Origin of the sequence: Stenotrophomonas chelatiphaga (assembly GCF_032054965.1) — a bacterium.
Taxonomy (GTDB): Bacteria; Pseudomonadota; Gammaproteobacteria; order Xanthomonadales; family Xanthomonadaceae; genus Stenotrophomonas; species Stenotrophomonas chelatiphaga.
In genome coordinates, this window is sequence record NZ_DAMBRS010000008.1 from 82,100 (window position 1) to 106,505 (window position 24,406).

The window sequence follows — 24,406 nt, forward strand, 5'->3', positions numbered from 1 at the left end:
GGCGTTGATAATCCGGCGTATCCGGGCGGAGGGCCTGGCCGGACCAGAACGGAGCTCCAGCATGCGCCACGCTCGCGTTATTGCCGTTTCCGCTGTCGCCATATCCATCCTGGGTGCTGCCGCCTGGGCGCAGACCAGCATCACCCCGCTGCCGGACAACGGCCCGATCCAGACCGCATCGCTGGAAATCGACTTCAGCAAGACCGAATGGGGCGACGCCAAGGCCGGCCAGACCAAGGCTGCGGCGTGCGCCGCCTGCCATGGCGCCGACGGCAACGCGAGCATCGAGATGTACCCGAGCATCGCCGGCCAGAGCGAACGCTATTCCGCCCAGCAGATGGCACTGATCGCCACCGGGCAGCGCACCTCGGGCGCGGCGGTCGCCATGGTGCCTTTCGTCAAGGACCTCACCGCGCAGGACATGCGCGACATCGGCGCCTTCTTCGCCACCCAGAAAGCCGCTGCCGGCATCGCCGATGACACCGTCGTCGCCGATGGCCCCTACAAGGGGCTGAAGTTCTATGAGATCGGCCAGCAGCTGTACCGTGGCGGCGACGTGGCGCGCGGCCTGCCGGCCTGCATGGCCTGCCATGGCCCGACCGGCGCCGGCAATCCCGGCCCGGCCTACCCGCACATCGGCGGCCAGCACGCCAGCTATGTGTCCCGCCGCCTGCAGGAGTACCAGGCCGGGCGCAGCGGAGAGACCGACAAGGCGCACTTCGAGATCATGGCCAGCGTGGCGGCCAAGCTCACCGAACAGGAAATCCAGGCGCTGGGCAGCTACCTGCAGGGCCTGCACGACCGCGCCGACGATGTCGCCGCACAGGCCACCGCGGCGGCACCGACGGCCGCCCCCTGACGACCGCCCATCGCCTGCGGTATCCCCCGCGGGCGCTGGCTGAGGTATGTTCATCTCCGCGCCGGCACCCGCCGGCACCTGTTTTCATGGAGATGCGTGTCGATGAGGTTGATTCCCCGTCTGTTGCTGTCCCTGCTGGCGCTGCTGCCGCTGGCCCTGTCCGCTGCGCCGGCCGCGACCGACCTGCAGGAAGGTCGCGATTACGAGCGCATCGCCCAGCCCGGCCCGTTCCAGCCGCTGGCCGGCAAGATCGAAGTCGTCGAAGTGTTCGGTTACACGTGCTCGCACTGCGCGCACTTCGAACCGCAGCTGGTCGCCTGGGTCGCCAAGCTGCCCAAGGACGTGCGCTTCACGCCGGTACCGGCGGCGTTTGGCGGGCCGTGGGATGCCTGGGCCACGGCGTATTACGCCGCTGACCAGCTGGGCGTCGCCAAGCGCAGCCACGGCGCGGTGTTCAAGGCGCTGCACGAAGACCGCAGCCTGCCGATGCAGAACGTGTCGGCCGACGAGCTGGCGACCTTCTACAAGCAATACGGCGTGAGCGAGGCGGCCTACGTGGCCGCGCTGAAGAGCGAGGCGGTACAGGCCAAGGTCAGCGCAGCGCGCGACTTCGCCCGCCGCACCCGGATCCCGGGCACGCCCAGCCTGGTCATCAATGGCCAGTTCCTGGTCAAGGGCAACAGTGCCGAAGAGCAGCTGCGCATCGCCTCGGCGCTGATCGCGCAGGCCCGCTCCGGCAAGGCCCGCTGAACCACACGCCATCCACACGCGGCGCCCATGCGCCTGCGTGTCATCATTCGTTCCTGGCCGGCGCCCGACGCCGGCCTCAACCATTGCTGGAGAAGCTTTGATGAAGACCCGTTTCGCCCTCACCCTGCTGGCCCTGCTGCCGATTCTCGCCGCCTGCAAGGCCGACGACGGCACCGCCAACGTCGCCGCCCCGACCGAAGCGGCCCCGGCCGCCGAAACTGCCCCGGCAACGGATGCCGCCGCACCGGCCACCAGTGAACAGGCAGCTGGCACCGAGCAGGCGGCGGGCAGCGAAGCCGCGCCGGCGGCCGCCAACGATGCGCCGATGCGCCTGACCGGTCCAGAGCCGGTCGCCGGCACGGACTACGTGGTGATCGAAAACGGCCAGCCGTTCCAGCCGGTGGCGGGCAAGGTCGAAGTGGTGGAGATCTTCGGCTATGTCTGCCCGGCCTGTGCCGCGTTCCAGCCGCTGGTGGGCCCGTGGAAGGCCGGATTGCCGGGTGATGTGAACTTCATCTACGTGCCGGCCATGTTCGGCGGTACCTGGGATGACTACGCCCGTGCGTTCTACGCCGCGCAGACCCTGGGCGTGCAGGAAAAGACCCATGAAGCCGTCTACGCCGCCATCCACGCCGAGCAGACCCTGAAGGGCGAGCGCGGCCGTGATTCGGTCGATGACATCGCCGCCTTCTACGCCAAGCACGGCGTGGACGCCAAGCAGTTCAGCGCTGCCATGAGCAGCTTCGCGGTCAATGCCAAGACCAACGCCGCCAAGCAGTTCGCCCAGCGCAGCAAGATCTCCGGCACCCCGTCGCTGATCATCAACGGCAAGTACCTGGTGAAGGGCAAGTCGTTCCCGGACTACCTGCGCATCGCCGACCACCTGATCGCGCGTGAGCGTGCGGCCAAGGCCGGCAACTGATCCCGGACAAGCGCATCCCGTCGTGAATTCCCCCACATCACGCACCCTGCGCCTGCTGACGGCCAACATCCAGGCCGGCTCGAGCACCCGCCGTTACAGCGACTACGTGACCCGCAGCTGGTCACATGCGCTGCCGGCGGGTCGCAAGCGCAGCAGTCTGGATGCGATCGCCACGCTTGCCCGCGGGCACGACATCGTCGGCCTGCAGGAAGCCGATCCCGGCAGCCTGCGCTCGGGTTTCACCAACCAGACCCACTACCTGGCCGAACGCGCCGGCTTCAATTACTGGAGCCACCAGCCGAACCGGCGCATGGGCGGGGTGGCCTCATCGGCCAACGGCCTGCTGAGCCGGCTGGAGCCGGTGGAGGTCCAGGACCATGCCTTGCCCGGCCGGATCGGCGGACGCGGCGTGCTGCTGGCCAAATTCGGCGACGGCGCCGACGGGCTGGCGGTGGCCGTGGCGCATCTGTCACTGGGTGCCGGTTCCCGGCTGTCGCAGCTTTCCTTCATCGCCGAGATGCTGTCCGACCACCCCAATGCGGTGCTGATGGGCGATTTCAACTGCCTGGCCGAGCGCCCGGAAATGCAGGTGCTGTACCAGAAGACCACCCTGCAGCCCCCGGGCTGCGTGGTGCCCACCTTCCCCAGCTGGCGCCCGGACCGGGCCATCGACCACATCCTGGTCAGCAGCAGCCTGCAGCAGCGCAGCATCGAAGCCGTTCCCGCGGCCTTCTCCGATCACCTGGCCCTGGCCATGTCGATCGACGTCCCGGCCAGCGCACTGCGCTGAGTCGGTACAGCCGACTGCGGGTCGGCCTCTTCAGTTCACCTGTTCAGGCATGGACGGCCAGCGGCCGTCCCCAAGACATGTCAGCGATGCCATTGATGATGCGAATCAGTCCCATTATCATAGTGTGATCGTGATCGCACAGGATGGTGCGGGCGCGTCTTAGCTCTCCCCCCTTTTTCCCGCTCCGTCTGGCCACCAGGGATCCCCGGCCAGGCGCCTGTAGCGACCTGCCTGGTTGATGCCGATGACCCGTCCCGCCCCCCTCGCCCTGCGCCGCCTGCCGCAGGCCCTGATGGTTGCCCTGTGCAGCCTGGCTGCCGCGCCCGCCTTCGCGCAGAGCACCGACACGCCCGATGGCAGCTCCGCCACCACGCTGGATGGCATCGTGGTCAAGGGTGAGCGCGCCGAAGGCTATTCGGTCCGTCGCACCTCGGCCGGCACGCGCTTCGACCTGGCCCCGCGCGAGATCCCGCAGTCGATCAGCATCATCAGCCACCAGCGCATCGAGGACCAGAACCTCGACGACATCATCGACGTGCTGGCCAACACCACCGGCATCAGCAGCACCCAGTCCGATACCGAGCGCACCGAGTTCTACGCGCGCGGTTTCTACATCGACAGTTACCAGTTCGACGGGCTGCCCACCCAGATGGTGCAGAACTGGAGCTACGGCGATTCCGGCCTGGACCTGGCCCTGTACGACCGCGTTGAAGTGGTGCGCGGCGCGACCGGCCTGCTGACCGGCGCCGGCAATCCGTCGGCTTCGGTGAACCTGATCCGCAAGCATGCCGACAGCGCCGAACTGACCGGCAACGTGTCGGTCAACGTGGGCAGCTGGGGCCGCACCCGCAGCACCGTGGACGTGACCACGCCGCTGAATGCCAGTGGCTCGGTGCGCGCCCGCGTGATCGGCAGCTACCTGGACACCGAATCGCAGATGGATCGCTACAACCAGCACAAGACGCTGGGCTATGCGGTCATCGATGCCGACCTGACCCCGGACACCCAGCTCAGCGTGGGCTACGACTACCAGCAGAAGCGTGCCAACGGCGCTACCTGGGGCGGCTTCCCGATGCTGTTCTCCGACGGCAGCCCGACCCCGTTCGACGAATCGTTCAGCGCCAACCCGGGCTGGACCTACTGGGATACCACCAGCAAGCGTCTGTTCGCCACGCTGGAACATGCTTTCGCCAATGACTGGAAGGTCAAGCTCGGCGCGACGCATGACACCACCAAGGCCGACGACAAGCTGTTCTACCCCGCCTACAACGACTGGACCACCGGCGCCTCGCTGCTGGACAAGAACACCGGCGCCGGCGTTTCGCCCTCCGCTGGTTTCTACAACACCGAGCGCAAGGTCAATGCGGTGGACGGCTTCGCGGAAGGTCCGTTCCAGCTGTTCGGCCGTGAGCACCAGTTCATGGCAGGTGCGAGCTACAACAAGCGCGAGTTCGCCAACTACGGCGATTACCAGGTCGGCTGGGCGCCGCTGGACAACTACCTGGCCGGCGTGGGCGACTTCCCGGAGCCGAACTGGGTCGGTACCCTGCCGCTGCAGAGCGAAGGCACCATCACCCAGAAGGCCGGCTATGCCGCCACCCGTCTGTCACTGGCCGACCCGCTCAAGCTGATCATCGGCGCGCGTTACACCGACTGGAAGAGCGAAGGCGAAGGCAACGACCGCGCGCACAAGGTCACCACCCCGTATGCGGGCCTGGTATTCGACATCAACGATACCTACTCCACCTACGCCAGCTACACCGAGATCTTCCAGCCGCAGACCGCGCGCGATCGCAACGGCAGCTACCTGGATCCGGTAGACGGCAAGAACTACGAAATCGGCGTCAAGGGCGCCTGGTTCGACAACCGCCTGAATGCCTCCGTCGCCGCGTTCCGCATCGAGCAGGACAACGTGGCGCAGGTCACCAGCGAGCCGATCCCGAGCCGTCCGGGCGAGTTCGCCTACGTCGCCGCACGCGGCACGGTGAGCCGCGGTTTCGAATTCGAGGTGAACGGTGAACTGGCTACGGGCTGGAACGCCACCTTCGGTGCATCGCGTTACGTGGCCAAGGACATCAACGGCGCCAACATCAACACCAACCTGCCGCAGACCACGATCAAGCTGTTCACCAGCTACACCCCGCAGTCGCTGACCGCACTGACCGTCGGCGGTGGTGCCAACTGGCAGAACGGCATCTACTACCCGGTGCCGGCTTACGGCCGTATCGAGCAGGACGGCTACGCGCTGGTCAGCGCCTTCGTGCGATACCGCATCTCGCCGGAGTTCAGCGTGCAGGCCAACCTCAACAACCTGCTGGACAAGCAGTACTTCTCGCAGATCAACGGCTATGGCGCGTATGGCGACGGGCGTAATGGCTCGCTGACGTTCACCTACAACTTCTGATCACGGCTGGCTGAAACAGGGGTCGGAGTCCTTCCGGATGGCGGAAGGACTCCGACCCTTTTTGCATCCGGAGGTCCGGGGTCAGAGTCCTTTCGCACAGCGAAAGGACTCTGACCCCTCCTGCAGCCTCTTTCTACATCAGAAACGCAGGTCCGCGCGGGCGTACCAGAAGCGTCCACGCGGGATGTCGTACGTGGAGGCGTCGTAGCCGTTCAACGAGCACGACAGGCAGATCGGCGGATCCTTGTCGAACACGTTGTTCAAACCCAGGCTCAGCTGCAGGCCCTTCATCCAGTCGACCTTGTAGCCCACCTGCATGTCATGGAAGGTGGTGGCAGCCAGCTTGTTGGTGCCGGCTACCTGGTCGCTGCAGATCGGGAACGCGGACGCATCGCCGCACTGCTCTGTCAGCTCGGAGATGTGCCGCACCGTCCACGAAGCGTTCCAGTTGTCCAGCGCCCACGACACGCTGGCATTGCTGGTCCATTCGGGAATGGAGCTGTCGGCCACTTCCACGCCCGGTTCCTGCGGCTGCCGCTGGCCGGCCGCGCCGAGGGCCTCGTAACGTCCGACGAAGGTGTTCTGCCAGCCCAGCTTGAACTGGCCGATGTCGGTCTGCGGCAGGGTGTAGAACAGGTCCACGTCCCAGCCATCGGTCTTGATTGAACCCAGGTTGGTCAGCCGGTTGTTGAAGCTGCTGATCGCACCGGTGTTGGCGCGGGTGATGCCGTTGCAGTACAGCGGGTCCAGCGAATCCACGCACAGGTCCAGCTGGGTCTGTGCGTTGATCGCCTGGATGGCGCCCTCGATGGTGTGGCGGTAGAACGTCACCTCCACGTCGAAGCGCTCGGACCACTCGGTGTTGTTGGCGAACCACGGGCTCCACACGAAGCCGGCGCTGAAGCTGCGCGAGTGCTCCGGATCCAGCTCGATGTTGCCGCCGGTGGTGACCGAAATCTGCGAGTTGGCCGACTGGAATCCGCCAGGAACGCCCAGCGCCGCGCAGTTGGCGGCATTGCCCCGCGGCGCGTCGCCGCCGAGGCCGATCGAGCACGGGTCGAAGATCTGCAGGTCGGCGCGAGCCGCCGAACCGTAGAGTTCGCCGATGGACGGCGCGCGGAAACCTTCGGCGTAGCTGGTGCGCAGCACGAAGTCATCGGTCACCTGCCAGCGCAGGCCGTATTTCGGCGTGAACTCACCACCGAAGGTGGAGTAATCCGAGTAGCGTCCGGCCAGGCTCAGGTCCAGCTTCTCGCCCAGCGCGCTCTTGGCGAAGATCGGGATGCTCAGCTCCAGGTAGGCTTCATTGACGTCGTAGGAACCCGACGTCGGCAGCGACGGGACGCCGTTGTAATGGCCGATCACGGTCAGCGGATCGGGCTGGTAGGAGCCCTCGTACTTGCGGTACTCGTAACCCGTGGCAAAGGCCACCGGTCCGGCCGGCAGAGTGAACAGCTCACTGGACAGATTGGCGGTGAACAGGCTCAGTTCGTTCTGGCTGCGGTCACGCACCACCGGCTGGATCCACTGCAGCATCTCCGGGGTGATGCTGCCGACACCGCCGAAGATGTTCAGTGGCACGCAGCCCGGTGTTGATGCACATACCGCCGGATCGCCCAGCGCGGTGGCGATGTTGAAGATGTTGTAGCTGCCGTAGTTGGTCTGCTCGGCTTTGTTCTTGCTGTACATGCCGTTGACGTCCCAGAACCAGCTACGATCCGCCGCTTCGAAATCACCCACCAGACCCGTTGCGAAATAGCTGGTATTGACCTCCTGTTCGAACACGCGCGCGCCACCTTCGACCGGGCGACGCCCGATGAATTGCATGTTGTCGGAGGAAACGAGATCGAAGCCGAACGGGTTGAACGGGTTCAATGCCGAGATGGTGATGTTGTCCGCCAGCGGGTTGCCGGTGGCGCCATCGGGTCCGAAGAACAGCGGCTCGGGGCCCGCCTGATTGGTCGATTCGCGGCGGTTGCCCAGCGCCTTGACGTACCACTGCAAGTTGTCGGTAATGTCGAAGCGGAACTGACCGAACACGCCCTTGCGCTCGGACGGCGTCAACAGCAGATTGTACTCGGCGAAGTTGAAACGGTCCGCAGTCGTGAAGCAGTGATAATCATCAGTGCGGCTGCAACCCGCGCTGCCATCGTAGTTCGGCGTGCTTGCGCCATTGTTCGGTACAAGGTCCTGCACGGCGCCGGTGTTCGGATCGATGAAGCGGAAGCGGCCCTGGGGAATACCGCCGCTACCGAAGGTCAAGCCAGTGCCGGGAACTGGAAAGCGCGACTGCTCACGGGTCCGTGCATACACCGGATCCTGCTTCGTATAACTCGCCCCCAGGAACAGGCTGTAACGGTCGCCCTGCGTGCCCCAGGCAAGGTCGATGCCCTTCTGCGTGCCATCGCCCTTGCTGTACTCGCCGTAGTTCATCGTCACCTGTGCGCCATCGAAATTGCGGCGGGTGATGATGTTGACCACGCCGGCGATGGCATCGGAGCCATACAGCGACGAGGCGCCGTCTTCCAGCACTTCGATGCGTTCCACGATGGCCAGCGGAATGGTGTTGAGATCGGTCGCCGAGCCGACGCCGGATGCGGACGATTCATTGACCCAGCGGATGCCATCGACCAGCACCAGCACGCGCTTGGCCCCCAGGTGACGCAGATCGACCTGCGCCGAGCCGGCACCGACGCCGCTGCCATCCGGCGGGAAGCCGAAGTTGCCCGACGAGTTGAACTTGGCATTCAGCGCCGAGCCGGAACCGGTGAGCTGCTGCAGCACCTCGCCGATGGAGGTCAGGCCGGTGCGTTCGATCTCGGTGCGGGTGAGGGTCTGGATCGGCAGGTGGCCCTCGACTTCGGCGCGTTTGATGCGCGACCCGGTGACCTCGACACGATCCAGCTCGGTGGCGACACGGGGGGTCTCCTGGGCCATGGCGCCGACAGACGACATCAGGCCGACGCACAGGGATACAGCGACCGCCAAGGGGCGGTAATGCAGGTTGTTCATTCGCTTCTCTCTCTCCAGATGGGCGTACCAATCAACTGCGGAACTCACACAACGTCCTAGTTGTAAACAACTTGTAAAAGACGCGACGTGACCGGTGCCTCGCTTTCACTTCGGCTGCACAAAGCCGAATTGGAATAAGCGATCGCGGGTACGGCCCAACAGACACCGGCGTGAACAGCAGAATTCAGGCGCCAGCGGCTATGCTGCCCGCATGACTCGACACTCTCGCCCTGCCCTGTCCCTGCTTGCCGCCGCGGCGTTGTCCTGCGCCGCGCCCAGCGTCTTCGCCCAGTCTTCCGATGCCCAGCGCGCGCAGCTGAAGACGGCCATCGCCGATGCCGAACGCGGCCAGTTCAATGCGGCCCAGGCCGGCACGCTGAGCCGCAACCCGGCCTACGGTTGGCTGGAATACGCGAACCTGCGACGCAACATCGAAACGGTCAGCAATGACCAGGCGCAGGCCTTCCTCAAGCGCTACGACGGCCAGGCCGTGGCCACCACGTTCCGCAGCGTGTGGCTGCCGGCAGTCGCCCGCCGCCAGGACTGGTCGACCCTGTTGGCCAACTGGGCGCCCACCGAAAACGTCGGCCTGCGCTGTGCGCAGCTGACCGCGCAACAGGCCACCGGCAAGGCCGATGCGCAGTGGACCAGCGCGGCGCAGGACCTGTGGCGCAAAGCCGGCAAATCGCTGCCCGATGGCTGCGATGCGGTGTTCGCCGTGCTGCAGGCGCAGGGCGGCATGACCGACGCATTGCGCTGGGAGCGCGTGGACGCCGCCGCCGATGCCGGGCAGCCGGCGGTGATGCGCAGTGCCGCACGCGGCCTGCCCGCGGCCGACCTCGCCCTGGCCACCGATTACGCCGCCTTTGTGGATGCCCCCAGCGCAAAGGCCCTTAACTGGCCACGCAACGAACGCAGCCGGCGCATTGCCACCGATGGGCTGCAGAAGCTGGCCAAGGCCAATCCAGACGCCACCGAACAGCAGCTGCCGCAGTACGCGCAGGCCCTCGGCCTGAGTGCGGACCAGCAGGCCCAGGTGCGGTACCAGATTGCCCTCTGGACGGTGGCTTCCTACCTGCCCGATTCGGCGCGCCGGCTCAACGCCGTGCCGGATTCGGCGTATGACGAGCGCCTGCACGAATGGCGTGTTCGCGAAGCGATGTCACGCGGTGACTGGCCGGCCACGCTGGTCGCCATCCGCAAGATGGGCCCGGCCCAGCGTGCAGATTCGCGCTGGACCTATTTCGAAGCCCGCATGCTGGAAAAGACCGGCCAGGCGGCGCAGGCCAAGCCGGTGTTCGCGCGCGCCGCCAGCTCTCCGACCTTCCATGGATTCCTGGCCGCCGACAAGCTGGAACAGCCCTACATGCTGTGCCCGTGGAAGCCCAATGACAGCGCATCGGCGCGTGCCGCCGTAGCGCGTGATCCGACCATCGTGCGCGCCATGGAGCTGTACCGCATCGACCGCGCCAGCTGGGCGACGGCCGAATGGAACAGCGCCCTGGCGAAGTTCGACGACACCCAGCGCCGCCTGGCGGTGGAAGTGGCGCAGGAAAATGGTTGGTTTGATCGCGCGGTGTTCTCGCTCGGCAAGCAGCCGGACGAACAGCGGCTGTACCACCTGCGCTTCCCGCTGCACCACGACGGCAGCATCCGCCGCGAGGCCGCGCGCAACGCGATCGATCCGGCCTGGGTGGCCGCGGAAATCCGTGCCGAGAGCATCTTCAGCCCCAATGCGCGCTCGCCCGCCAACGCGATGGGCCTGATGCAGGTGCTGCCCACCACCGGCGCCGCGGTGGCAAAGAACATCGGGCTGACCAGCTACGGTGGCGCAGCCAGCCTGTACGACCCGGACACCAACATCGCCATCGGCACCGCCTACCTGCGCCAGCTGATGAACAAGTACGACGGCCTGCCCTACGTCACCATCGCCGCCTACAACGCCGGCCCCACGCCGACCGCGCGCTGGCAGACCCAGCGGCCGGGCTTTGATCCGGACCTGTGGATCGAGACCATCAGCTACAAGGAAACCCGCGAGTACGTGGCCCGCGTGCTGGCCTTCAGCGTGATCTACGACTGGCGCCTCAACGGCGATGCCCTGCCGCTGAGCGACCGGCTGATGGGCAAGCTGGTGGACACCCGCAAGAAGTTCACCTGTACCTCCGCGGCGGGCGCCAAGGCGGATTGAGGCGCGGGCGTGACGACCAACGGTCGTCACCCACCAACGGCACAACCGTGACGGCCAGCGGCCGTCACTACCTGCGGCGAAGCCGCCGTATCATGGGCGGCATGAAGATCTATCTCGTCGGCGGCGCGGTACGCGACCGCCTGTTGCAGCGCCCCGCCGGTGACCGCGACTGGATGGTGGTCGGCGCCACGCCCGCGCGGATGGAGGCCCAGGGCTTCCGTGCGGTCGGGCGCGACTTCCCCGTGTTCCTGCATCCGGACACCAGCGAGGAATACGCCCTGGCCCGCACCGAGCGCAAATCCGGCCGCGGCTACCGCGGTTTCGTAGTCGATGCCGATCCGTCGGTCACGCTGGAAGAGGACCTGCAGCGCCGCGACTTCACCATCAACGCCATTGCCTGCGATGAGGACAGCGGCCAACTCGTCGATCCGTATGGCGGCATCGGCGATATCGAAAACCGCGTGCTGCGCCATGTCGGCCCGGCCTTTGTCGAAGACCCGCTACGGGTCCTGCGTGCAGCCCGTTTCATGGCCCGCTTCGCGCCGCTGGGCTTCACCATCGCCGATGAAACCCTGGCATTGATGCGCGAAGTCGCCGCCAGTGGCGAGCTCGACGCGCTGGTGCCCGAACGCGTGTGGCAGGAACTGCGCCGCGCCTTGGCGTCGGAGCGCCCGTCGGCGTTCCTGCGCACGCTGCATGATGCGCATGCGCTGGCGCCGATCCTGCCCGAGCTGGACGCGCTGTACGGCGTGCCGCAGCGCGCGGAGTACCACCCGGAAGTGGATACCGGCGTGCACCAGGAAATGGTCAGCGACATGGCCGCGTGCCTGGCGCCGGGCGATGATCTGGTCGGCTTCGCCGCGCTCACCCATGACCTGGGCAAGGCGCTCACCCCACAGCACGAATGGCCGCGCCACATCATGCACGAGCAACGCGGACTGGAGCCGTTGAAGGCGCTGTGCGCGCGCCTGAAGGTCCCGGCCGAGCACCAGCAGCTGGCCGAAGCCGTATGCCGCGAGCACCTCAACGTGCACCGCATCGACGAGCTGCGCGATGCCACCGTGCTGGAGCTGCTGGGCCGCTGCGATGCCCTGCGTCGGCCGGAACGCGTGGCCCGCATCGCGCTGTGCTGCGAGGCCGACAAGCGCGGACGGCTCGGTTTCGAGGACGGCGACTACCCCCAGGGTGAGACCCTCAAACGCCTGCACCGGGCCGCGTTGTCCGTGCAGGCGCGTGACCTGGACACCACCCACCTCAAGGGGCCGGCGATCGGCCAGGCGCTGGCCAGGGCGCGCATCGCAGCGATTGCGGCAGCACGCTGAGCCGCCCAGCGTCTTACAGGTGAAGATTGCCGTAGATGATTCAGGCTTCAGGCGGGAGAGCATGTCGGCCATCGCCCACCGCATGGCCGGCACGCGATGCAGTGCATTCTCTGCCGGCCACGACCGTGTATCGGTCATCCGGCAACCGCTGGCCGACGCCTCCACGGCATCGGCCAGCAGCGCTCCTCAGCGGGCTTCGCCGCGGGTGAACGCGTCGGCGCGCTGCTTCAGCTGCACCACCGCATCGGGGATCATCTCCATGCCCAGGTCGAAACCGGGGTTGAGCACGATGCCGACGCCGTCGGAAATCGCGCTCAGCAGCCAGCGCACTTCCACCTGCAGGGCGTTCTCGAACTGCGGCAACTGCTCGCTCCACGCGCTGGCACGTTCCACCGCGGAGAAGATCGCGAACATCGGCTCATCGGCTTCGCTGGTCAGCACCAGCGGATTGATCGATTCATCCCAGTCCGCGTCCGGGCCGACCGGCTTGTCCAGCAACACGAACACCTGGTCGCCCAGCAGGCTGTCCAGGAACGCGGGCGCCTGCAGGGTGCCGTCCTGCGCCTGCACCAGGCGCACTTCCAGATCGTTCAGTGGTTCAAAGGGGGCTTCGGCTTCCACGGTTACTCCTGCTTGCGTGCTCACACGCGTGATCGATAGCGCGACTTTAGCAGGCCGTGGCGTTGTCATCCTGTGGACCGGCGCAGCCACCACCCCACGCTGAAGCCCGTGGCCACCCAGAACACCAGCCCGGCCAGCACACAGGCGTGGCCGTCCTCGGCGCGGCGCGAACGCAGCAGCCGCAGGATCAGGTAGCCGGTCCCACCCAGCACGATCTCCCCGACGAACCAGGCCAGCTGCTGCAGCAACCAGCGCAGCAGGGCCGCCAGTCCCTCGCCGATGATCTCACCCGGCACGCGGGGCGGCCTTGGCCTGGGCGACGCAGCCCGGCTGCGAGAGCAGCCAACGGTGGGCCGCGGCCAGGGTCGCCGCTTCGCCTTCGGTGACCTGGTCCGGCACGATCGGTCCGCCGTCGCCCACGCCGTTGCGGTCGGCCATCAGCGTGTCGGTCAGCAGGAAAAGCGTGCCATCGGGCAGGCGGATGGAGGAATTGGAGGTAGCAAAGCCGGCCGTCGGCGCGCCGAAGCTGCGCGTATCCGGGCGTCCACGGAAGGCAAGTGCGGTGGCTTCGCCGGAACTGGCGGTGCGTTCGCCCAACAGCACCGCCACCGGCCCGCCGGGCTCGCGCAGGCGGTATCCGGGTTGGCCAAATCCCAGCATCGGCCGGCCTTTCGCCATCAGCGTGCCGTCGTGCGATTCCCACGGCACGTTCGGTCCCGCGCCACGCAGCATGCCCAGCACCTGGATGCCATCGCCGGGGATCCGCAACAGCGGCTCCACGCCCAGCAGCATCGGCCACATGTTGCCGCCGCTGTTGTTGCGCAGGTCGACGATCCAGCCGCAACGCGGGCTGGAATCGGCATCGCGCAGGCGTTGCTGCAGCGCCACTGCCCGCTGCACCGACTGCCGCGCCTGCTCTGCCGGGGTGCTGGCCAGGGTCGATGAAAAGCGATCGACCGCCACCCAGCCAAGCCGGCGATCCAGCGTGGCAGGCAGGCCGCCGCGCCCCGCTGTGGCGCCCGCGCCAGGCACTGCGTTGAGCTGCGCGGGCAGCTGCACGCTGCCGGCGGCTACCCAACGTCCATGGCCCTTGGAACTGCGCTGGATGGCAGCATCCAGCACTGCGCGGACCCGTGCGGGGTCGCCGTGCGCGCCGGCGATATCAGCGCGTACCAGCGTCCAGTCCACCGACTCGCGGTACAGCGCCCGCTGTTCCATCAGGTCGAGCATTTTCGCCAGCGATTCCGCTGAAGGAACGTCCACCGCCTGCGCCACGGCAGGCACCAGCATCATCGCAACCACCCACGCACAGCGACCGGCCATCGCGCTACATCCATGTAGAGGAAGCCGGATGATACGTGAACGCTGGGCGCGAACGCGATGTTCCGCACAGCCCGCCGGGCATGGCCCGGCGCTGCCGCCAGGCCCCGGCGGAAAGTCTTACCAATCGAAGCGCAGGCCGATGTTGCCCTCTACGCTCCTGCGTTCGCGGTTGCGGTCCTCCAGGTCGCGCGTGTAATCAGCCACCGCGTACGCGCTCACGTTGCGGTTGAACCGCCCCACCACGCCCACGCCGACTTCCCAGGCGCTGGTCTCCTGCCCGGCGACGATGCGGTTGCTGCCGAAGTCCACGCGGTTGTCGCCATCCAGCGTCTTCCAGTAATTGAGCTTGAAATACGGCTGCCAGCCGTTGTCGGCCAGTCCGTAATCGCCGGCCAGGCGCAGGCCGATACGGCCGGTCCAGGCGTTGTCGGCGTCGAAGCGGATCGCCGCCACCGCATCGTCCGCATCATCCAGCGACTGCCGCTGCCAGATGACCTGCAGCTGCGGTTCCAGCCACCACGACGATTGGCCCAGCCGCAGCAGCGGCTTGCCCGCTTCCAGCGAGGCACTGGTGCCATCGCCGCGCACGTCGATGCCCAGCCCACGGGTGGACCACGCCTGCCCGCGGTAACGGCTCTGCATCACCACCGCATCCAGGTAGCCGCCGGCCGTGCCGACACCGGTCCAGCTCAGGCCCACGTGCTTGTCATCCAGCCGGGTCTGGCCCACGTGCACGTTCTCCCAGCCGAGCGCCAGGCCGGTGATGCGTCCGGTGGCGCGGGTGCGGCCGACGAACACGCCCCACTGGCTGCGGAGGGTGCCGTCGTCACTGGCATGCAGGTCCAGGCCGGCCTGCAGTCCCTGCAGGTCGCCGTCGAAGCCGGTCAGCGCATCACCCTTCCAGTGCTGCTCCTCGCTGCTGCCGATCAAGCGGCCCCAGGCGGCGCGCGCGGCGCCCTCGCCCGCCAGCAGGCGCTGTTCGCCCTGGCGTTCGTGGAAGGTGCCCAGCGAGGCCTGCGATACCGTGCGCAGCAGTGACGGAACCACCGTATAGGCCGGTGTTTCCAGCCGGTAGATCGGGGTCACCGCGGCCTGCGACGGGCGCGCGCCGGGCGTGGGCGGGGTGGCCAGCGGGCCCGGCACCACGGCGACCTCATCGGGCACCGGCGGCGGCGGGGTGATCACCGGCGGCGCAACCGGCGCGGGCTCCGGCGGCGGCGGCGGCGGGGCCGGTTCGGGCGCGACCGGGTCGGGGTCCGGCACACCCGGATCAACCGGCACATCCGGCGGCGGCGGCGGGGCCGGCGGCAACACCGGGGGCGGCGTGCCAAGGTCTTCTGGCGGGGCGGGCTCGGGCAACGGTGGGGTGGTCGGCGGCGGTGCCGGCGCGGGGTCCACGCTGGCCACGATGGTCGAACGCAGGTACCAGTTTTCGGCGGTGCCGCCGCTGACTCCACCCTTGAACAGGAAGTACTCGTACGCACCGGCAGCCACCGGCGAGAACAGCGCGAACGCATCCGCGCTGGTGGTGGCGCCGTTGCCCGCCTGCACCAGCAGGATGCCATCGGCGATCGTCGCGCCACCGCCGCCGCCGGCGTTGATCACCCCGATGCCGGTGGTGCCGGTGCCGGCGCCACCGGAGATCACCAGGCGGTCACTGGCCGAACTGTCGTCACCCAGCACGGTGTTGAGGTAAAGGCCACCGCCGTTGCCGGTGTAGTTGCCGTTGATGGTGAACACATCACCGGCCGCATCGTTGCTGCTCATGTCGATGCGCCCGGCATTGAGCACGCTTGCCAACGAGCCGGCAGTGAAGGCGGACACCCCGGTGGCCCCACTGGCAAACAAGGCACTGGTGGCATCGATATCCAGCGTCCCGGTGGCGGTGCCCGCATCACCCAGCACCAGCGTGCCATCGAAGGTCATCTGGCTGTCGTTGGCCAGCGCGATGCGTTCCCAGCCGGTGTAGCGCGCTACCGCGGTGGTCTTGACGTTGTCCATCGCCAGCGCATCGGTGCCGCTTCCTCCATCCAGCCGCGGCACCGCACCCAGGTGCGATTCATTGAGGTCGGACAGCCGCGCGATGTCGTCGCCCTCGCCCATGTCGATGAGGTCGTGCACCACCCCGCCGCCGCTCCAGTCCAGCGTGTCGTTGCCCACGCTCATGCGGATTTCGCCGCGCACCGTGCCGCCGGTGAGGGTCACGCTGTCATCGCCGCCACTGACACTGATGTTGCCGCCGATGTAGCCATCGGACAGGATGATCGTGTCGCGGCCGAAGCCGGTGACCAGGTTGCCATCGATGGTGCCGCCGGACATGTCGAACACGTTGTTGTCCAGCTTCATGTTGACCCGGCCGATGCGGCCGCCGGTCATCTCCGCGTAGTCGCCATCTTCGAACGCACCGACGATGCGGCCGCCGGTCATGCGGAAGGAATCGTAGTTGTCACCCTGCAGCAGCGCCCCGATGCTGCCGTCGGTCATCAGGAAGCTGTCGATGCCGTTGCCCTGCTGTACGGTGCCGGTGATGCTGCCACCGCTGACCTGCAGGCTGTCGGCACCGTCGCCCTGGTCCAGCGAGGCCAGGCTGCCTGCACTGAGCACCGCCACATCGTCACCGCTGCCCTGCGTGGCCGCGCCCGCCACGCTGCCGCCCTGCACCTCCAGCCGGTCGTTGCCCGCGCCCTGCGCCAGCGCCCCGCCGATGCGGCCGCCGCTGCGCAGGATGGCGGTGTCATTGCCGCCGCCCTGGTCGACAGCGCCGGCGATGCTGCCGGACAGATCAAGCAGATCGTCACCGTCGCCCAGCGCCATGGCGCCGCTCAGCGTGCCGCCTGCGTCGATGAAGACCTGCTGCGCGCCCGCATCACCGCTGACGTTGGCGGCGCCGCCGGCCTGGGTCTGCAGCACGTTCTGCAGCCGCAGCGTGGTGCCGCCGGCCATCGACACGCCTGCGGTCTGCAGTGCGCTGGCCGCGACCAGCGTGCCGCCCAGCAGCGATGTCGCCCCGCCTGCGTTCGTGGTGCCGGCCAGGGTCAGCACGCCCGCGCCGGCTTTTTCCAGCGCGCCGGTTCCGTTGATGGCGCCCACGTAGGTGCCGTCGTCGGCCTGTGCGAAGCGCACCAGCCCGTTGTTGGTGACCGTCGGTGGCAGGCTCTGCGCGCGTGCTTCCAGCGTACCCGCCGGCTCGACCACCACCTGCCCGGTGTACTGCGCGTTGTTGCCGGTCAAGGCCAGCGTGCCCGCCTGCACGGTTGCCAGGGTGACCCCGGTGATGGTGCCGGACAGCGTCCAGCGGCCGCTGTCATTCTTGGTCAGCGCTTCGAAGCCGACGAAGTTGCCGGGCAGCGTGGAATCGCCGGTGCCGCTGAGGAAGATCACATCGGTACCGGCGCCGCCGCTGAAGTTGCCGGTGATCACCGAGCCGGTGAACAGGCGCAGGATGTCATCGCCGCCGGCCAGCGACACATTGCCGATCACCTGCCCGCGATTGGTGAAATCCAGCGCGCCGTTGCCGGACCCGCCGATCACCGTGCCGGGGGCCTGGATGATGCCGGTCTCGGTATTGATGACGGTGTTGAGGCCACTGGTGTTCTGCGACCAGATGGCGACCGAGTTGCTCGCGCGGATCGTGCCACTGTTGGTGACCACGTTGCCCGCGCCCTGGAAGTTGATCGCCTCGGCGCTGCCCTGTGTGCCCTGCGCGAGGATCTGCCCGCCAGCTGCCACGTTGATGATGCCGTTGCTGCGCACCTCCACGGTGTTGCCACCAGTGTTGAACAACCCCGCGACGCTGGTTGCGGTGGCGCTGACGGTGCTGCCGGCGCCGATCGAAACGGTCGCGTTGTCGCGCAGCGAGATCGCGTTGGCGTTACCCACGGCAACCGTGGCACCGGGCTGCAGTTGCACCGAGCGGTTGTCTTCGGCCGCGTTGTTGCCGGTGCCCAGCGTGCTGGTCCATGGCGTGGGCGGGTTGGCGTCGCAGACCGTGCTGGTGCCGGTGGTGATGCAGTCGGCACTGACGTTCAGGGTAGCCAGCAGCAGCGCGGTGCCTGCCATGGCCCGCGAGTGGAGAAGCGTTGAGATGCTGAATGCAAGCCGGGAAGGAACGGGACGGTGCATGGGACGTTCTCCAACATGATGATCGGAAGAAACGAAATGCGACTGAACGTGCCGGCATCGACGCCCACCCCGTGCCCCGCCCGCCTGCTGCGGTTGTCCCCGGACTGTCCCCTGCGTCAGTAACCGTAAGGGTCCTGCGGCCGCAGTCTGACACTGCCGCCTAGTTATTTTCCACATCTTAAATGTGATGAAGTTCAGGCATTAAGCGTGAATACGCGCGCCTCTCACCGCTCTGCAACATCACTGAACGGGTTCAGATCTTCAGGTAGATACGGCGGGTGTCCAGCCACCAGGCCACCGCCCACCACGCAGCGACGAAGGCCACGGCGATCAGCAGCGAGGCCGTTGCCAGCTGCGTCGGCAGTGCGCCGGCGGCAATGTTCCAGGCTGCCTGCCAGAGGCCGCTGGCGCCGAGCAGCACCGACATCACCGACGCGCCGAGGTACACGGTGATGGCATTGACGCCGAAGCGGCGCCCCAGCGCTGGCCAGCCGTGCTGGTCGACCAGCCAGTGCGCGGCGAGCAGGGCGATGATCGCCAGCCCCCCCGTCCAGAGCACGTACGGGGGCGTCCACAGATGCTTGTTGAGTGGCAGCCAGGCCGCTGCCGCCAGGCCGATCGCCAGCAACAGCGCGCCGCCGAAGGCCAGCCGCAGCGTCTGCCCGGCGCGCAGCATCTGCCCCGCCAGCAGCCCAAGCAGCGTGCTGGCCAGCGCACCCAGCGTACTGGCCAGCCCTTCCGGATCATGGCCCAGCCCGGTCGCCGCGTCGTACTGGTAGATCCACGGGGCGAACAGCGCCGTGTCCAGCCGACTGACCGGATTGTGCAGCGGCGCCAGCGTATCGGCGGCCAGCAGCAGGCCCGCATAGCCGGCCAGCAGCACCACCAGCGCCGTCCATTGCAGCCGCGCACGCGCATGCACCGCCAGCAGGCCGACCAGCGCCGAACACACCGCGATGCGTTGCAGTACGCCCCACAAACGGTAGTGCGGCAGCTCCAGCAGCCACCACGCCAGCGCGTGCAGCAGCAGGCCGGCAACCAGTATCCGCAGCGCGCGGGTCAGTACGCCGCGCGCCAACGCAGGCCGCGCCACCGCGTCGGCGGCGCGTGGCACCACGCTGAACGCCATCGACACGCCGACCAGGAACAGGAAGAACGGAAACACAAGGTCGGTGGGCGTGCAGCCGTGCCACGCCGCATGCAGCAGTGGCGCATGCACGTGGCCCCAGTCACCCGGGTTGTTGACCAGCAACATCGCCGCCACGGTGATCCCGCGCAGTGCATCGATCGATGCCAGGCGCGCGCCGGCGGCCGTGCTCATGCTGCTTCGTACTGCCCGGCGATCCAGGTACCGCGCACCTGCAGGGCATCGTCCAGCAGCACCAGGTCGGCCTGGAAGCCCTCGGCGATATGGCCCAGGCGATCATCGACGTTGAGGAAGCGCGCGGGATAGGTCGAGGCCATGCGTGCTGCTTCGGCAAGCGGCTGGCCGAGCAGCTGCACGGTGTTGCGCACTGCCGTGGCCATGTCCAGCGCCGAACCGGCCAGCGAACCGGCCGCGTTGCGCACCACGCCGTCCACGGCGGTGATGATCTCACCGTACAGTTCGTAGCTGGGGTCATCCGCACCGACCGGCGGCATCGCATCGGTCACCAGCAGCAGGCGGCCGCGCGGCTTGGCGGCAAGCGCCACGCGCAGGCTGCCCGGATGCACGTGCACGCCATCGACGATGATGCCGACCCAGCTGTCGCGGTCTTCCAGCGCGGCCCCCACCGCACCCGGCTCGCGGCCCTGCAGCGGTGACATCGCGTTGTACAGGTGGGTGAAGCCACGGATACCGGCATCCAGCCCGGCACGCACTTCTTCATAGCTGGCTGCGGTATGCCCGGCCGCCACGATCACCCCACGCTCCACCAGCGCGCGGATGGTCTCCAGCGGCACCCGCTCCGGCGCCAGCGTCAGCAGGGTCACGCCATTGTCCAGCGAGGCCGCCAACGCGATTTCATCGGCGTCCGGCACGCGGAACTTGCTGACATCGTGCGTGCCTTTGCGCGCCGGCGCGATATAAGGACCTTCCAGGTGGATGCCGATCACCCCGGGCACCTCCTGCGCGATGGCATCGTGGGTAGCGGCGATCGCCGCGCGCATCACCTGCAGGTCATCGCTGATCAGCGTCGGCAGCAGCGCGGTGGTGCCGAAGCGGCGATGCGCCGCGGCGATCGTGCGCAGGGTCGCCACGTCCGGGGTGTTGTTGAACAGCGCACCGCCGCCCCCATTGACCTGCACGTCGATGAAGCCAGGCAGCAGCCACCCACCGCCCAGGTCCACCTGCTCGTCGGCCTGCCCCAGCTGCGGCGCCGCGTCGGGCAGCACCGCAAGGATGCGACCGTCTTCGATCACCAGCGCGAGGTCATCGCGGAATTCGTCGCCCACCAGCATGCGGGCATTGCGCAGCACCTGCTTCATCAGACGGTCTCCGTGACCTTGTTCAGATGCGGCGGCAGGTCGGGGTTGTGCCCGCGACGCAGCGCCAGCGCGTTGATCGCGCGGTAGAAGCTCTGCACCGTCAGCAACGGCGCGCAAAGCGGATGCGGCGCCGCTGCCACCGGCAGGCCACCGCCAGCGCCTGCCAACCACACCTGCGCACCGCGGGCGGCGAACTCGTCGGCCACCGCGCGCGTACCGGCACCGGTTTCGTCGGGCTGGGCGAAGGCCAGCACCGGGAAGCCCGGCCCGACCAGCGCCATCGGCCCGTGCTTGACCTCCGCCGAGCTGTACGCTTCGGCATGCAGGCCACAGGTTTCCTTGAACTTCAGCGCCGCTTCCTGCGCCGCGCCCAGGCCGAGGCCACGCCCCAGCACGAACAGATTGGACGCCTCGACCAGGCCCTCGGTGACCGTGCTCCAGTCCGCCTGCCAGGCCTGGCGCAATGCCGCCGGCAGCGCCTCCAGTGCCGCACGCAGCGCGCTGTCCTGCTTCCAGTACGCGGCCAGCTGCAGCACAGCGGCCAGCGAGGCGAGATAACTCTTGGTCGCCGCTACGCTGCGCTCGGCACCGGCGTGCAGCGGAATCACCGTATCGGCCAGCTGCGCCAACGGCGAATCCTCCACGTTGACCAGCGCCACCACGCGCGCGCCGGCGGCCTTGGCCGCTTCGGCATTGCGCAGCAGGTCCGGGCTCTTGCCGGACTGGGAGATCACGATGAACAACGCACCGCGCAGCTGCAACGGCGCGGCATACACAGATCCCACCGAGGGCGAAGCGGACGCCACCACCAGCCCGAGCTGGGTTTCCAGCAGGTACTTGGCATAGGTGGCGGCATGGTCGGAGCTGCCGCGCGCGCAGGTCACCACGAACGGCGGCGGCGCAGCGCGCAGGCTGGCAGCCAGCGTCTCCATCACGCCATGGTTGCGCGCGAACTGGGCTGCGATGACATCGGCCGCCTCGGCGGCTTCGCGGAACATCAACGTGTCGGCAGGGGCTGGCAGGGTCATGGCGGTACTCAAGGGGGATCGGAAGGAAGGGCGCGCGCGGCGGCCGGACGCATCGGCGCGGTCGAACCACGCACCACCAGCTGCGGCACGAAGCCCTGGTTGTGCAGCGGCGACGGCGCATCGTCATACGCATCGCTGCGCAGCTGTGCGATCAGCAGGCGCGCGGCATGCCGGGCGATGTCTTCGGTGGCCTGCTTGGCGGTGGTCAGCGGTGGCCAGGACTGGCGCGAGAACGGACTGTCCTCGAAGCCGGCGATGGACAGGTCATAGGGCACGTTCATGCCGGCCGACTTCGCTGCCGCCAGCACGCCGGCGGCGATTTCGTCGTTGGACCCGAAAATGGCGGTCGGCGGTTCGCGCAGCGCCAGCAGGCGCCGTGCACCGCGGAAGCCGTCGTCGAAGGTGTAGTCGCCCTGCACCACCAGGTGCTTGTCCACGGTCATGCCGTAGTCCTTCAACGCGGCTTCGTAACCGGCGTGGCGCTCCACCGAAGATCGGTGCGAACTGCCGCCCCACAGGAAGCCGATGCGCTGGTGACCGAGCTGGATCAGGTGCTCGGTGACCTCGTAGGCGGCCTCGCGGTCGTCCACGAACACGCACGCACCATCGGCCGGGTCTTCGGTGGCCGCGATGATGCGCACCAGCTTGATGCCGCGCGCGGTCAGTGCCTGCACCAGGTCACGGCGCTCGGACATCGGTGCGGTCAGCACCAGCCCGGCCAGCCGCGAGCGCTGCACCCAGTCGGCCAGCTCTTCGGCCAGCAGCGGCGAACTGGAATCACACGGGTGGATCTGCAGCCCGAAGCCGGTTTCGCGGCAGGCCGCCAGCACGCCGTTCTGCACGCCGATGATGTGGTACGGGTTGGGGTTGTCATACACCAGACCCACCACGAAGGTGGTGCCGCTGCGCAGGTTGCGCGCCGAAGGATCCGGCTCGTAATCCAGTTCGGCCACCGCGCGCAGCACCCGCGCGCGGGTGGCCTGCATCACCGACGGCTCGTTGTTGATGACGCGCGACACGGTCTTCAGCGAGACCTTGGCCTTTTCGGCGACATCCTTGATTGTGGCTCTGCGCATTGCCGTTCCCTGCGATTGATCCGTGGCGCCCATGATCGCCGATCAGGCAGCGTCGCGTGGCAGGCCCGCGCGGTGCCCGATGGTCGAATAGAACAGGATGTACAGGTAGCAAGGGACCATCAGCAGCAGGAACACCAACTGGAAGTTGACATGCTGCTTGAGCACGGCAAAGGCCTGCGGAATGATCGCACCGCCCGCGATGCCCATCACCAACAGGGCCGAACCGGTCTCGGTGAAGCGGCCCAGGCCGCGGATCGCCAGCGGGAAGATCGCCGGCCACATCATCGCGTTGGCGAATCCAAGCAGTGCCACGAAGGCGACCGATACATACCCATGGGTGAAGTAGGCGCCCACGCAGAACAGTACGCCGAGCGAGGCGGAAATGCTCAGGTAGCGCGACTGGGAAACAAAACGGGGGATCAGCAGCAGGCCCACCACGTAGCCCACCAGCATCGCCCCCAAGGTAAGCGAGGTGAACATCTTGGTCTGGTCCAGCGGCAGGTCGAATCCGTGGCCGTAGGTGCCGATGGCATCACCGGCCATCACTTCCACGCCCACATAGACGAACAGGCAAAGCACGCCCAGCCACAGGTGCGGGAACTGGAAGATGCTGCTGCGCTCGATCCCGCCCTTGCCCGCCGGTGCGGCGTTGGCCTCGGAGGATTTCAGTTCGGGCAGCGGCGAGAACAGGACCGCCACCGACAGCACCACCAGCAGCGCCGCCATGCCCAGGTAAGGCGCATGGATCTTGGCGGCGAAGTCGTTGAGCAGTGCCGCGCGCGTTGCAACGTCCGCCTGCTCCACCGCGGTGGAAAGGTCGCCCACGCCATGCAGCACAAGGGTGCCGATCAGCACCGGCGCGAGCATGCCGGCGACCTTGTTGCAGATACCCATCAGCGCGATGCGCCGTGCCGCGGTTTCAATCGGCCCGAGGATGCTGATGTACGGATTGATCGCGGTCTGCAGCAGCGCAAGACCGCTGCCGATGATGAAAAGACCGCCCAGCGCGCCCGGGTACCAACGTTGGGTGGCGAACTCCCCGAAAGTCGCTGCACCGGCGGCCATCACCAGCAGGCTCAGGCTCAGCCCTTTCTTCATGCCGGTACGGCGCAGTATCCATGAGGACGGCAGCGCCAGGAAGAAGTAGGACAGGTAGAACACCATCAGCACCAGGAACGCGCCGACTTCGTCGAGCTCGAAAGCCAGCTTGACGAAGGTGATCAGCGGTCCGTTGAGCCAGGTGAAGAAACCGATCAGGAAGAACAGCACGCCGACGATGGCGATGGACGTGGTGACGCTGGTACGCGCACCTGCAGCGTGGACGGCGGACATCGGCAAGGCTCCTGCTGCGACTCCGCACGGGGCGTCGTCGACGAGTGGCTGGGAACAACGTTGTCACATTCTTTCGACGGCCGTGGGGACTTTGTCAACTCACAAAATCCGCGGCGCCCTGTTTGCTGCATTGCCGCATGTCTTCAGATGCAGGACCCGATGAATGCGCTCGATCGCTGGAGCGCCGGTGC

The 24,406-nt window shown here is 67.5% G+C and carries 17 protein-coding genes; 7 read left to right on the forward strand and 10 right to left on the reverse strand.

The window, feature by feature from the left end:
* Positions 1-61 precede the first annotated feature (61 nt).
* The 5 genes from RTX79_RS11630 (at position 62) to fhuE (ending at position 5,725) form a co-directional block, all read left to right on the forward strand.
* The gene (locus RTX79_RS11630) at positions 62-859 is read left to right on the forward strand and encodes a c-type cytochrome (protein ID WP_312683853.1); all 798 of its coding nucleotides are present in this window, start codon (positions 62-64) and stop codon (positions 857-859) included.
* Between the two features lie 102 nt (positions 860-961).
* On the forward strand, positions 962-1,609 hold the full coding sequence (locus tag RTX79_RS11635) for a thiol:disulfide interchange protein DsbA/DsbL (protein WP_312683855.1): 648 nt from the start codon (positions 962-964) through the stop codon (positions 1,607-1,609).
* Positions 1,610-1,709: 100 nt separating this feature from the next.
* Positions 1,710-2,531 (forward strand): thiol:disulfide interchange protein DsbA/DsbL, encoded by an 822-nt coding sequence (locus RTX79_RS11640; protein WP_312683858.1) that lies wholly within the window; start codon positions 1,710-1,712, stop codon positions 2,529-2,531.
* Positions 2,532-2,583: 52 nt separating this feature from the next.
* Positions 2,584-3,321, forward strand: a complete 738-nt coding sequence (locus tag RTX79_RS11645) for an endonuclease/exonuclease/phosphatase family protein (protein WP_211260379.1) — start codon at positions 2,584-2,586, stop codon at positions 3,319-3,321.
* Positions 3,322-3,565: 244 nt separating this feature from the next.
* A complete protein-coding gene (gene fhuE / locus RTX79_RS11650; RefSeq protein ID WP_312683861.1) occupies positions 3,566-5,725 on the forward strand; it encodes a ferric-rhodotorulic acid/ferric-coprogen receptor FhuE in 2,160 nt (719 codons plus the stop codon).
* A 138-nt stretch (positions 5,726-5,863) separates the two neighbouring features.
* Here the strand turns inward: fhuE and RTX79_RS11655 are convergent, their stop codons facing one another.
* On the reverse strand, positions 5,864-8,737 hold the full coding sequence (locus RTX79_RS11655) for a TonB-dependent receptor (protein ID WP_428695997.1): 2,874 nt from the start codon (positions 8,735-8,737) through the stop codon (positions 5,864-5,866).
* Positions 8,738-8,948: 211 nt separating this feature from the next.
* Here RTX79_RS11655 and RTX79_RS11660 point away from each other — a divergent pair, with 211 nt between their 5' ends.
* Together RTX79_RS11660 and RTX79_RS11665 are read left to right on the forward strand one after the other, a co-directional pair.
* On the forward strand, positions 8,949-10,925 hold the full coding sequence (locus tag RTX79_RS11660; protein WP_312683864.1) for a transglycosylase SLT domain-containing protein: 1,977 nt from the start codon (positions 8,949-8,951) through the stop codon (positions 10,923-10,925).
* A 101-nt stretch (positions 10,926-11,026) separates the two neighbouring features.
* Positions 11,027-12,247 carry a multifunctional CCA addition/repair protein gene (locus RTX79_RS11665; RefSeq protein ID WP_312683866.1) on the forward strand — a complete coding sequence of 407 codons (1,221 nt, stop codon included), beginning with the start codon at positions 11,027-11,029 and terminating at the stop codon, positions 12,245-12,247.
* Between the two features lie 186 nt (positions 12,248-12,433).
* On the opposite strand, the gene RTX79_RS11670 is transcribed toward RTX79_RS11665, so the two are convergent.
* The 9 genes from RTX79_RS11670 to RTX79_RS11710 form a co-directional block, all read right to left on the reverse strand.
* Complete coding sequence (locus tag RTX79_RS11670) at positions 12,434-12,868, reverse strand: SseB family protein (protein WP_042614147.1); 435 nt, start codon at positions 12,866-12,868, stop codon at positions 12,434-12,436.
* 65 nt (positions 12,869-12,933) lie between these two features.
* A complete protein-coding gene (locus tag RTX79_RS11675; protein WP_312683869.1) occupies positions 12,934-13,164 on the reverse strand; it encodes a hypothetical protein in 231 nt (76 codons plus the stop codon).
* Positions 13,154-14,191 (reverse strand): S41 family peptidase, encoded by a 1,038-nt coding sequence (locus tag RTX79_RS11680; RefSeq protein WP_312683870.1) that lies wholly within the window; start codon positions 14,189-14,191, stop codon positions 13,154-13,156. Before RTX79_RS11680 ends, RTX79_RS11675 begins: the two co-directional genes overlap by 11 nt.
* Before the next feature lie 117 nt (positions 14,192-14,308).
* Positions 14,309-18,250: an autotransporter outer membrane beta-barrel domain-containing protein gene (locus tag RTX79_RS11685; protein ID WP_312683872.1), complete on the reverse strand. Its 3,942-nt coding sequence runs from the start codon at positions 18,248-18,250 to the stop codon at positions 14,309-14,311.
* A gap of 316 nt (positions 18,251-18,566) precedes the next feature.
* Entirely contained in the window at positions 18,567-19,634 is a 1,068-nt protein-coding gene (locus RTX79_RS11690; protein ID WP_312683874.1) for an acyltransferase family protein, read from the reverse strand.
* Positions 19,631-20,779 (reverse strand): N-acetylglucosamine-6-phosphate deacetylase, encoded by a 1,149-nt coding sequence (gene nagA / locus RTX79_RS11695; protein ID WP_309683534.1) that lies wholly within the window; start codon positions 20,777-20,779, stop codon positions 19,631-19,633. The genes RTX79_RS11690 and nagA overlap by 4 nt, the downstream gene beginning before the upstream one ends.
* Positions 20,779-21,807, reverse strand: coding sequence for an SIS domain-containing protein (locus RTX79_RS11700; RefSeq protein WP_312683878.1), 1,029 nt, complete (start codon positions 21,805-21,807; stop codon positions 20,779-20,781). The genes nagA and RTX79_RS11700 overlap by 1 nt, the downstream gene beginning before the upstream one ends.
* Positions 21,808-21,815: 8 nt before the next feature.
* Positions 21,816-22,883 (reverse strand): LacI family DNA-binding transcriptional regulator, encoded by a 1,068-nt coding sequence (locus tag RTX79_RS11705; protein ID WP_042614153.1) that lies wholly within the window; start codon positions 22,881-22,883, stop codon positions 21,816-21,818.
* Positions 22,884-22,925: 42 nt separating this feature from the next.
* Complete coding sequence (locus RTX79_RS11710) at positions 22,926-24,215, reverse strand: sugar MFS transporter (protein ID WP_312683882.1); 1,290 nt, start codon at positions 24,213-24,215, stop codon at positions 22,926-22,928.
* Between the last annotated feature and the right edge of the window lie 191 nt (positions 24,216-24,406).